General features: G+C 61.7%; 12 protein-coding genes and 1 pseudogene. 3 read left to right on the top strand and 10 right to left on the bottom strand.

Annotation, left to right across the window (positions count from 1 at the left end; all coding sequences use genetic code 11):
* Positions 1-1,116 (top strand): 3-isopropylmalate dehydratase large subunit (locus tag NW841_RS09130; protein ID WP_414386153.1); only part of this gene is annotated, 1,116 nt, incomplete at its 5' end.
* Between the two features lie 56 nt (positions 1,117-1,172).
* Here the strand turns inward: NW841_RS09130 and thiD are convergent.
* The 9 genes from thiD to NW841_RS09085 all read right to left on the bottom strand — a co-directional run bounded on the left by thiD (position 1,173) and on the right by NW841_RS09085 (position 5,964).
* Positions 1,173-2,021, bottom strand: a complete 849-nt coding sequence (gene thiD / locus NW841_RS09125) for a bifunctional hydroxymethylpyrimidine kinase/phosphomethylpyrimidine kinase (protein WP_414364702.1) — start codon at positions 2,019-2,021, stop codon at positions 1,173-1,175.
* A 37-nt stretch (positions 2,022-2,058) separates the two neighbouring features.
* Positions 2,059-2,259, bottom strand: coding sequence for a hypothetical protein (locus tag NW841_RS09120; protein ID WP_414386152.1), 201 nt, complete (start codon positions 2,257-2,259; stop codon positions 2,059-2,061).
* A 30-nt stretch (positions 2,260-2,289) separates the two neighbouring features.
* Positions 2,290-2,598, bottom strand: a complete 309-nt coding sequence (locus NW841_RS09115; RefSeq protein WP_414364706.1) for a 2Fe-2S iron-sulfur cluster-binding protein — start codon at positions 2,596-2,598, stop codon at positions 2,290-2,292.
* Between the two features lie 8 nt (positions 2,599-2,606).
* Positions 2,607-2,864 (bottom strand): DUF1816 domain-containing protein, encoded by a 258-nt coding sequence (locus NW841_RS09110; RefSeq protein WP_414364707.1) that lies wholly within the window; start codon positions 2,862-2,864, stop codon positions 2,607-2,609.
* 42 nt (positions 2,865-2,906) lie between these two features.
* On the bottom strand, positions 2,907-3,989 hold the full coding sequence (gene rlmB, locus NW841_RS09105) for a 23S rRNA (guanosine(2251)-2'-O)-methyltransferase RlmB (protein WP_414364709.1): 1,083 nt from the start codon (positions 3,987-3,989) through the stop codon (positions 2,907-2,909).
* A 32-nt stretch (positions 3,990-4,021) separates the two neighbouring features.
* On the bottom strand, positions 4,022-4,453 hold the full coding sequence (locus NW841_RS09100; RefSeq protein ID WP_414364711.1) for a ribonuclease III domain-containing protein: 432 nt from the start codon (positions 4,451-4,453) through the stop codon (positions 4,022-4,024).
* Positions 4,454-4,642: 189 nt separating this feature from the next.
* A complete protein-coding gene (locus NW841_RS09095; protein WP_414364713.1) occupies positions 4,643-5,119 on the bottom strand; it encodes a photosystem I reaction center protein subunit XI in 477 nt (158 codons plus the stop codon).
* A gap of 120 nt (positions 5,120-5,239) precedes the next feature.
* The gene (locus NW841_RS09090; protein ID WP_011434365.1) at positions 5,240-5,359 is read right to left on the bottom strand and encodes a photosystem I reaction center subunit IX; all 120 of its coding nucleotides are present in this window, start codon (positions 5,357-5,359) and stop codon (positions 5,240-5,242) included.
* Between the two features lie 59 nt (positions 5,360-5,418).
* Positions 5,419-5,964 carry a Photosystem I reaction center subunit III gene (locus tag NW841_RS09085; protein ID WP_414364715.1) on the bottom strand — a complete coding sequence of 182 codons (546 nt, stop codon included), beginning with the start codon at positions 5,962-5,964 and terminating at the stop codon, positions 5,419-5,421.
* A 190-nt stretch (positions 5,965-6,154) separates the two neighbouring features.
* Between NW841_RS09085 and tsaD the strand changes: the two genes are divergently transcribed.
* A complete protein-coding gene (tsaD, locus tag NW841_RS09080) occupies positions 6,155-7,252 on the top strand; it encodes a tRNA (adenosine(37)-N6)-threonylcarbamoyltransferase complex transferase subunit TsaD (protein ID WP_414386151.1) in 1,098 nt (365 codons plus the stop codon).
* Here tsaD and mnmG read toward each other — a convergent pair.
* A complete protein-coding gene (gene mnmG / locus NW841_RS09075; protein ID WP_414386150.1) occupies positions 7,213-9,147 on the bottom strand; it encodes a tRNA uridine-5-carboxymethylaminomethyl(34) synthesis enzyme MnmG in 1,935 nt (644 codons plus the stop codon). The genes tsaD and mnmG overlap by 40 nt on opposite strands.
* A gap of 307 nt (positions 9,148-9,454) precedes the next feature.
* On the opposite strand from mnmG, the pseudogene NW841_RS09070 reads away from it, so the two are divergent.
* A pseudogene (locus NW841_RS09070) lies at positions 9,455-9,640 on the top strand (threonine synthase); the annotation flags it as partial.

Here is a 9,640-nt window from a genome sequence, read left to right as displayed (position 1 = left end):
CGCTTTTACAACAGCGGCTCCGGTCGGCAGGGGATCGTGCATGTGATTGCGCCGGAGCAAGGGCTGACGCAGCCGGGGATGACCATTGCCTGCGGCGATAGCCATACTTCTACCCACGGCGCCTTTGGGGCGATTGCCTTTGGTATTGGCACCAGCCAGGTGCGGGACGTGCTGGCCACCCAAACCTTGGCCCTGTCTAAGCTCAAGGTGCGCCGTATCGAGGTCCAGGGCAGCCTGGGGCCAGGAGTTTACGCCAAGGATGTTATCCTGCACATCATCCGCAAGCTGGGGGTCAAAGGCGGGGTGGGCTACGCCTACGAGTACGGCGGCAGCACCATCGAGGCAATGAGCATGGAGGAGCGCATGACCCTCTGCAACATGTCCATCGAAGGGGGAGCCCGCTGCGGCTACGTTAATCCCGATGCGGTAACCTTTGAGTACCTGAAGGGACGGGAGTTTGCTCCTCAGGGATCCGACTGGGAGGAGGCAGTGGCCTGGTGGAAAAGCTTAGCCAGCGACGCCGACGCTGTCTATGACGATGTAGTGGTGTTTCAGGCCTCTGAGATTGCCCCCACGGTAACTTGGGGGATTACCCCCGGCCAGGGTATTGGGGTGGACGAGCGGATCCCTGCTCCCGAGGAGCTGCCAGAAAGCGAGCGGGAGCTGGCTAGGGAAGCCTATGCCTACATGGGTTTGCGGCCTGGGGATCCCATTGTGGGCACGCCAGTGGATGTCTGCTTCATTGGCAGTTGCACCAATGGCCGCTTGAGTGACTTGCGGGAGGCGGCCAAGATTGCCAAAGGACGGCGGGTAGCACCTGGAGTGAAGGCGTTTGTCGTGCCTGGCTCGGAGCGGGTCAAGCAGGAGGCAGAACGCGAGGGCCTGCGCGAGATCTTTGAGGTGGCAGGGTTTGAGTGGCGGGATCCCGGCTGCTCCATGTGCTTGGCCATGAACCCAGACCGCCTGGTAGGCCGGCAAATCAGCGCTTCTTCTTCCAACCGCAACTTCAAGGGCCGTCAGGGATCCCCCACGGGACGCACCCTGCTGATGAGCCCGGCCATGGTGGCGGCAGCGGCAGTAAGCGGCAAAGTGGTGGACGTGCGGGAACTGCTCTAGCCAACCCTCCCCCAGCAGGGTGAGCCCGTGCCACCAAGCTTGCTTTCTGGGAAGGGCTAGGACTGCAGCAGCGGGTAGAAGTGCCCTACCGGCCCTTGTCCTGCGCCGATGGCCAGAGGATGCCGCAGGGCGTCGGTAACATAGGCCTTGGCCGCCAGTGTTGCCGTCAGGGGATCCTTTCCCCAAGCCAGTTGCGCCGCAATGGCTGCCGAGAGGGTGCAGCCGGTGCCGTGGGTGTGACGGGTGGGGATGCGCTCGCTTTTGAGGACCTCCAGCCGCTCGCCGTCAAACCACACATCCACCCCCTGCAGTTCCCCTGGCATACCTCCCCCCTTGACGAGTACAGCCTTACAGCCGAGGGCGTGGATGCGGCGGGCCGCTTCCTCCATATCCGCCAGCAACTGCAGCTCCATCCCTGCCAAAATCTGAGCCTCGTAGCGGTTGGGGGTAACGACCTGAGCCAGAGGGATCAGCCGCTCGCGGATGGCCTGGATGGCATCCTCCGCCAGCAGCTTGGCCCCCGTGCGGGAGACCATCACCGGATCCACTACCAGCGGCTGCAGCGCCCAGCGTTCCACCTGGCGGGCCACCTCCCGCACAATCTCGGCATTGAGCAACATGCCGGTTTTGATCCCTTGCACCCCAATGTCTTCCACTACCGCCTCAATCTGGGCAGCCACCGCCTCCGGGGGTAGGGGATCCACTCGCTTAACCCCCAGGGTATTCTGGGCAGTTACGCAGGTAAGGGCAGAAGTGCCGTGAACGCGCTGGAAGGCAAAGGTGCGCAGATCCGCTTGAATGCCTGCTCCGCCGCCGCTATCGGAGCCGGCGATGGTGAGGGCCACAGGGGGACGCTGCTCGGCCAAAGTTGGAGCTGGGGCCGCTTCAGGTTTGGAGACAGACATGGCAACTGCCGGGGGTACCGCTAGCCATTTCTATAGCCTAAACCCAACTCGCCTCGTCCGTGGTAGCCACCACCTCCACCCAAACCCTCTCCCCCTCCACCGCCGTCAGACTCCAGCGCAGGAGGCGGGCTGGCTGCCCCAGCTCTTGGGTCACTTGTTGGAGAAGGGATCCCTCCAGTTGAGACGCAGAAAGCGGCAAACTTAGGGGCAAAGCTAGACGCAGAAAATGGAGCTTCACAGCTTGGAGATACTCGATGCTAGACCAGGGCTAGGAGCCAAACTGCAAGCGGTAAACCTCCTCCTCTTGATCCGTTTCCACCTCCAAGTCGGAGGTAGGGTAGGCTACGCACAGCAGAACAAAGCCCTGAGCCTTGAGTTCCGGCCCGATCCCCATTGCGTCAGCCTGGGCTACGGATCCCGACTTTAGCCGCCCCGCACAGGTGGTGCAGACTCCCGCCTGGCAAGAGGAAGGTAGCTCCAGGCCGTGCTCGAGAGCTGCCTGTAAAACCGTCTGATCCGCCGCGGCAGGAAACTGGTAGGTCTGGCCCCGATGATGGACAGTGATCTGGTAAACCATAGCGAACCTCAAGAACCCACCTGTGAAGGGGTGTGAACCACCGTCAGCGTCTGCGGCTGGCGCATTTTCTTTATCCGAGCCTCGATCTTCTCAGCCCCCTCCGCCTTTAGGTCGGCGATGTAGTGGCTTTTGTGCGCTTCCGCTTCTTTCTCGCTGGCGAAGGGGCCGTAGTAGTAGGTGCAGTCGTCGGTGGTGATCTCAACCCAGACCGTTAAGCCACGCAGCTTATCCAACAGCCAGACCAAAGGGTTGCCCACGGGATCCATCCCCCCTATTAAGCGCAAAGGATGACTCAGGATCTTTTGCAATCACCTAGATTCTACTGCCTTCGTTGAGGATTTGTTGAGAAATGTTTCGACCTCGGTGCGTTTGAGCTGGTGGGGGGAGCGCTGCCGGTGGATCTCATAAAGGGCGATGCCTGCTGCCACCGAGGCATTTAAGCTCTCGGTGCGGCCTGCCAAGGGAATCGACAGCAGTTGGTCGCAGTGGCGCTGGGTGAGTAGGCTGATGCCTTCCCCTTCGGATCCAATTACCAAGGCAACGGGTCGGCGAAAGTCGGCGCTATAGACAGGGACAGCCCCCTGGCTGGTGGTGCCATAGACCCAAAACCCCTGTTCTTTAAGATATTCCAGGGCGCGGTTTAAGTTCACCACCCGCGCCACCGGCAGGGTAGAGAGGGCCCCCGCTGCCACCTTCATCACTGTCGCCGTGACGCCTGCCGCCCGCCGCTGTGGGATCACCATCCCCTGCATGCCAAACGCCTCCACGCTGCGGGCAATGGCCCCCAGGTTGTGGGGATCCTGGATCCCGTCTAGCACCACCAGCACCGGATGGGGGCCGGACTGCCGGCTCTGTTCCACCAGCTCTTCCAGATCCACGTAGCGGTAAGGGGTGGCCTGGGCGGCGATCCCCTGATGGTTGGCTCCGGCGGTGAGAAGGTTTAGCCGCTGGGGAGACACCTCATCGATGACGGTACCCCGTGCTTTGGCTTCTTCCAACAAAGACAAAAATTGCGGGCTGTAGCGCAACCGCGGCAGTACCCACACTCGGTTAAGGGTGGCCTGGCTTCTCAGCGCGGCCAACACGGTTTGGCGACCGTAGATGATCTCTTGTTCAGGTTCGGCTTCGGGATCCCAGTTAACCTGAAGCGCCTCTTCCTCTGGACTAGCAACAGGAAGGCTGGGATCCGACTGGGGGCGTTCCTGCTCAGCCTTGCGACGAAGCGGCTTTACGGGCGGCTCTTGCGCCGCCGGCTTGGGATGGGGAAGAAGGCTGCCATCGCGGCGTTTAGGCCGCTCGCGCTTGCCAACGGGCTGCCCCGCCCCTCGCCGCTGCAGCTTGTCCCGGCGAGACAGCCGTACAGGAGGTTTGCGCTGGGAAGGCTTGGGCATGGGCGGAGAAGGGTGCAGAGTAAAAGCTGATCCTAACCTTCCCCCTCGCCTATCGTCTCGGCCAAAACATCGGTGAGAGCGAGAATGTGGCGTAGCCGCTCAGGATCGGTGAGGTAGAGGTAGCCCAAGATGGTTTCCAGGCCGCTGGCATTTTGGTAGTCGGCCAAGGGCAAGTGCCGGGGTGGACGACCGCAGCCGTTGCGGCCCCAGCGGACGATCTCCCGCTCTTCAGAGCTGAGATAGGGCAAAAGCGCCAACAGCAATCTGGCCTGAGCAGATCCGCGTACCCGCCTCACCACCTGCCGATGGTAAAGCTCTGGCCGGGTGGGAGGAAACAACTGCTGCCGTCGCACGTGCAGTTCGTAAATGGCATCCCCCAGGTAGGCCAGGGCTGCAGGTGACAGGCGACGGATCTCAGCCAAAGAGAAACTTGCAGAGGTGGGATCGGACAGTAGATCGCTCACGACAGCTTACAACAACTATTTGGAGCACTGCCTAGAACCGCTGCCGTCGGTTCATAGCAAATTCGAGACTCCACTGGCTGGTTCAGTCTATGCTAGGGCAAGCTTCCTGCCTTTTGCCAGTCTTCCTGCTGCCCGGAAGAGGCCCTCAAAGACGTCGTAGATGAGGGGATGGACTAGAGAGGAAACCGCTTAGCCGAAATTGGGGAATAACAGATCTCCATTGAGCAAAAGCAGATAGGCGACAATTGCCCCGCCCATGCCCCCTATCAAAAAGCCGGCGGCCAGCTCGCTCCAGGATTGGGATCCCTGCACTGGCCCGTTGTTGCGCTGCGGGGAGACGGTGCCGTAGAGAGAGAGAGCTGCCGTCATGATCAAGATCAGGCCACAGGCTCCCAGGAAACCGCTCAGCAGGCCGATGGGCTCGCCGCGCAGCGGCCCCAGCTTGGCAAAAGGTCCCACTAACCAATAGCCGTGGGCCATGCCAATTTCCAAACCCCGCCAAACAGGGCTTACTCTCGGCCGGTTAATGGGCAGCCAATCTAGGAAAAGGCGGACGGCAGGAGCATGGTTGATTGGCGTCCAGAAATCGCCAATCTGCGGATCCCCTTCCGGAACGGCGATATATCCCCTATTGGGGGAAACGGTATCGGCAGTGGGTTCAACCATGTCGGCAACTCTGGTTCCAGTGCAAAAAGGGTTAGAAAAATCTCAAATTCCAAAAAGTCTAAAAGACCAGGGATCCCTGTGGGTGTTGTTGCCGCCGCTAGGGATCCCTGGCTTGGGGGTTCAGAACGTCAAAATGTCGGGGAAGAAGCGGTTGATCTCAATGAACAGGGCAAAAACGAAGCTGGAAAACAAGATAAAGGCCACTGGAGCCGTGGTAAGAAACTTGGTGAAATCAGCCATACATACCTCTCAAGTCGGATAGGTCAAGCTAAGCCAAAAGCAGAGGAGAAGCTCCTTCTTCAGCGAGGAGAGATGGGCACGGCCTCTTCCGGCTCCTGAATTTCGCCGCTGGCAATTTCCTTGAAAGCAGCGGCAGGCCAGGCTAAAGCCGTGAGGAAACAGCGCAGTGCCAGGGGGACGTCGATGATGCTTTCTTTCATCTCCGGCTCGTCGCTATTCCGGACAGCAATCAGGTAGGAGCGCCCAGCCCAGCCCAACCAGCCGGCAATGTAGAGGAAAAGTAAGCCAGGGATGAGAAACTCACCGGCATGGCTCCAGCGGCCATCGGTAACCAGGTGGGGCAAGCCTTCCTCGCCACAGAGCAGCTTGCTGTAGCGTTCAAAGCGCTTCGTGGTTTGGGCCAACTTTTGCTGGTAAAGGGGAGCTAGGGAAGGGCTGGCGTTGAGGATCTTCTCTTCGAGGCTGCTCAGGCGTTCGTTCATGAGGGCCTGAAAAGCGGGAACTTCGCTGCAAGGCTTCAGACCGATCAAGGGCTCTGCCTGCACAGCCTGGGCGAGGCCAAGCGCCAGGCAAAGGGCCAACAGGAGACTCAAAAGGGTTCGCATAGCAGGATGTGTCCTTGAGCTAGGGGTCTAGGTCTGTCTAAATGTGCAGGAATGCTAAGTGCAGAAACGGGCACTAAACGGTTAGTATCATACTCCCGAGCGCCTCACCTCGATGGATCCTGAGTTTTAGCCCACACAATTCTTAAGGATCCTGAAGCGTTCCCAACCCTTTTCCCCCACTTGCTCTCCCATGGCCCGCGTCCTCGCTATCGAAACCAGTTGCGACGAAACGGCTGTGGCGGTGGTGGAGGCGGAGCCGAGCTGGCCAGCCTTTGCCCCGCGGCAGCTTAGCTCTGTGGTGGCTAGCCAGATTGACCTTCATGCGGCCTACGGGGGCGTGGTGCCGGAGGTGGCCTCCCGCCGCCACGTGGAAACTCTGCCCTTTGTGCTGGAGTCCGCGCTGCACCAGGCCGGGCTGGGCGTGGCCGAGGTGGATGCTGTTGCCGTCACCTGTGCGCCGGGTCTGGTGGGATCCCTGCTGGTGGGGCTGATGGCGGCCAAGACCTTAGCCTTGCTCTACAACAAACCTTTGATCGGGGTGCACCATCTGGAGGGCCACCTGTTCAGCGGCTTTTTGGCCACCGCCGATTTGCGCCCTCCCTGCCTCTGCCTTTTGGTTTCAGGGGGCCACACCAGCTTGATCTGGATGAAGGACTATGGGGAGTACCAGACGATGGGCCGCACCCGTGACGATGCTGCCGGCGAAGCCTTTGACAAGGTGGCGCGGCTGTTGGGGCTGGGCTACCCCGGCGGGCCCCAGATCGACCGCTGGGCGCAACAAGGGGATCCCAACCGCTTCCCCCTGCCCGCGGGCAAGCTGGATCACCCCTACGACACCAGCTTCAGCGGCTTGAAGACGGCGGTGCTGCGCCTGGTGCAACAGTTGCAGCAGGAAGGCCGGGAACTGCCCGTGGCCGATATTGCTGCCAGCTTCCAGGCCTGCCTCACCCGCGTGCTGACCGAAAAAGCGGTGGCCTGTGCCGAGGCGCTGGGCCTCTCGACCCTGTTGGTTACAGGGGGGGTGGCCGCCAACCGGGAGCTGCGAGCTCGCCTGCTGGAAGCGGGCCGACCCAAGGGCCTGCGGGTGGTGATCCCGCCTGTTGCCCTCTGTACCGACAACGCCGCCATGATCGGGGCAGCCGGCCTCTGCCACTGGCTGCGCGGGGAGGTCTCGCCCTTGGATCTGAGCGTAGCTTCGCGCATGCCCCTAGAAGAGATCCCTGCCCTCTACGGCAAGGGGGGCAGAGACTACCGCGAGGTGCTAACGGGTTCTGCCGTGGCCCTCTGACGTTGCCGCACCTCGAGGTAGATGAGCAGGGCGTTGATGTCGGCGGGGTTGACGCCGCCAATGCGAGCGGCCTGGCCCACCGTCAGGGGTCGGACGGCCGCCAGTTTCTCCCGCGACTCTTTGGAGAGGGTGGGGATGGAGTGGTAGTCCAGATCGGGGGGCAGGGGGCGGTGGTACTGCTTGCTCACCTGCTCAATTTGGTTCTGCTGCCGCTGGATGTAGCCGCTGTATTTGACGGCAATTTCTGCTGCCTCCTGCTCAAAGGGATCCAGCTCCTCATTGCCCAAGCCCAGCTCCAGCAGGTCGGCGTAGTGGATCGGGTTGCGGCGCAGGATCTCGGCCAGCGTGGCGGATCCTTTGATCCCCTGGCCGGTCAATTGGCTGAGGTGGATCCCGGCGGGGTCGTGGGCCTTAACCCGCTGGGTTTCCAGGCGCTCGATCTCGGCGGCAATGCGGGCTTGCTTGGCCTGGAAAAGAGCCCAGCGGCGGTCGTCGATGAGGCCCCATTCCCGCCCCAGGGGGGTGAGGCGTTGGTCGGCATTATCGGCGCGCAGGATAAGACGGTATTCGGAGCGGCTGGTGAGCATGCGGTAGGGCTCCCGCAGCTCTTTGGTGCAGAGGTCGTCGATGAGGGTGCCGATGTAGCTGGACTCGCGCGGCAGCGTCACCAGCGGCTTGCCCTGCACCAGGCGGGCGGCATTGATCCCGGCTATGAGCCCCTGGGCTGCCGCCTCCTCGTAGCCGGTGGTGCCGTTAATTTGGCCGGCGCAGAACAGCCCCTGCACTTTTTTGGTCATTAGGGTGGGGTAGAGCTGGGTAGCCGGCAGATAGTCGTATTCCACGGCGTAGGCAGGCCGCAGCATCACGCACCGCTCCAGGCCAGGCAAGGAGCGCAACATCTGGATCTGGATTTTCTCCGGCATCCCCGTCGAGAACCCCTGGATGTAGAGCTCCGGCAGATCCCGCCCTTCCGGCTCGATGAAAATTTGATGGCTTTCCTTGTCGGCGAAACGGACGATCTTGTCTTCGATGCTGGGGCAGTAGCGGGGCCCCTTAGCCTCCACCCAACCGCCGTAGACCGGGGTCTCGTGGAGATTTTCGCGGATGATGCGATGGGTCTCCGGCGTGGTGCGGGTGAGGTAGCAGTCCATCTGCTCCCGCGGCACCCACACCTCCGGGTCGAAGCTAAACCAGCGCACGTCGGGATCCCCTGGTTGCCGCTCCATCACGGAAAAATCGACGCTGCGGCGATCCACACGGGCAGGGGTGCCGGTTTTCAGCCGGCCCGTCTCAAAGCCCAGTTGGCGCAGGGTGTCGGTCAGGCCTTCGACGGCAAATTCCCCCGCCCTGCCGGCAGGTTGCCAGTGGCGGCCAATCCAGATGCGCCCCCCCAGAAAGGTGCCCGTGGTCAGGATCACCGCCCGACAGCCGAAGACACTGCCAAAGTGGGTAACCACGCCCACCACTTCATCGTTGCGCCCCAGCACCAGGTCGGTGACGGTGCCCTCGCGAAGGGTCAGGTTGGGTTGGTTTTCCACCACCGAGCGCATTACCCGCGCGTACTCGCGTTTGTCGGTTTGCGCCCGCAAGGCCCACACCGCCGGCCCCCGCGAGCGGTTGAGGATCCGCTTCTGCAAATAGGTGCGGTCGGTAACCTTGCCCATCTCGCCGCCGAGGGCATCGATTTCGTGCACCAGTTGCGACTTGGCCGGGCCGCCGACGGCGGGGTTACAGGGCTGCCAGGCAATCTTGTCCAGGTTCAACGTCAGCATCAAGGTATTGCAGCCCAAGCGTGCTGCTGCCAGGGCCGCTTCACAGCCAGCATGCCCCCCACCCACCACGATCACGTCGTAGTGGTCGAGAAAATCCACGTTGTCTCGTCCAACTTTGAGCATCGGATTGCCCCTTGCTGGCTACCGGGATCCCCTATCCCAATTGGGTTGTTACAGCTTGTTTCTCCAGTCTAGCGATGGATAGAGGGCTATCCCCACATCTCGGCAAGAGGAAAAGGCTCCTTGGCCAGACCCCCACCAGTTTGCCGCCCCAAGGTTGCCCAAACCGGCTAGGATCCCGCTCTCCCCAGTCGAATCTAATCCAGACTATTTTAGTCGGATTTGGTTGACGGGATAGATCGGGGGTGATAAGATGGCCCCCGACGATGGGTAAACAAGATCCAGCCCTTTCTCCTGCCTGAGGCTCCCTATGACGCAAACCCTTTCCCAACGCCCGCTCGTGCCTGCCGCTGCCCCGGCGGCTCCTGCCCTGCGCAACCCCCAGGTGGGCTTCAGCCGCTTGCGCTGCCGCGAATGTGGGGCCGAGTACCAGCCGGTTGCCAAGCACGTGTGCGACCTGTGTTTTGGCCCCCTCGAAGTGGTCTACGACTATGAC

The sequence above is a fragment of the Synechococcus sp. H60.3 genome (genome assembly GCF_047462295.1).
GTDB lineage: Bacteria > Cyanobacteriota > Cyanobacteriia > Thermostichales > Thermostichaceae > Thermostichus.
Note: the sequence above shows the minus strand (reverse complement) of the source record. Positions and strands in the feature narration are given on the sequence as shown.

Bases quoted from the DNA above. Each gene is read 5' to 3' on its own strand.
- thiD (WP_414364702.1), bottom strand. From the start codon at position 2,021: ATGTCTGTCTCCAAACCTGAAGCGGCCCCAGCTCCAACTTTGGCCGAG.
- NW841_RS09115 (WP_414364706.1), bottom strand. From the start codon at position 2,598: ATGGTTTACCAGATCACTGTCCATCATCGGGGCCAGACCTACCAGTTT.
- NW841_RS09110 (WP_414364707.1), bottom strand. From the start codon at position 2,864: ATGGATCCCGTGGGCAACCCTTTGGTCTGGCTGTTGGATAAGCTGCGT.
- rlmB (WP_414364709.1), bottom strand. From the start codon at position 3,989: ATGCCCAAGCCTTCCCAGCGCAAACCTCCTGTACGGCTGTCTCGCCGG.
- NW841_RS09095 (WP_414364713.1), bottom strand. From the start codon at position 5,119: ATGGTTGAACCCACTGCCGATACCGTTTCCCCCAATAGGGGATATATC.
- NW841_RS09090 (WP_011434365.1), bottom strand. From the start codon at position 5,359: ATGGCTGATTTCACCAAGTTTCTTACCACGGCTCCAGTGGCCTTTATC.
- NW841_RS09085 (WP_414364715.1), bottom strand. From the start codon at position 5,964: ATGCGAACCCTTTTGAGTCTCCTGTTGGCCCTTTGCCTGGCGCTTGGC.
- tsaD (WP_414386151.1), top strand. From the start codon at position 6,155: ATGGCCCGCGTCCTCGCTATCGAAACCAGTTGCGACGAAACGGCTGTG.
- mnmG (WP_414386150.1), bottom strand. From the start codon at position 9,147: ATGCTCAAAGTTGGACGAGACAACGTGGATTTTCTCGACCACTACGAC.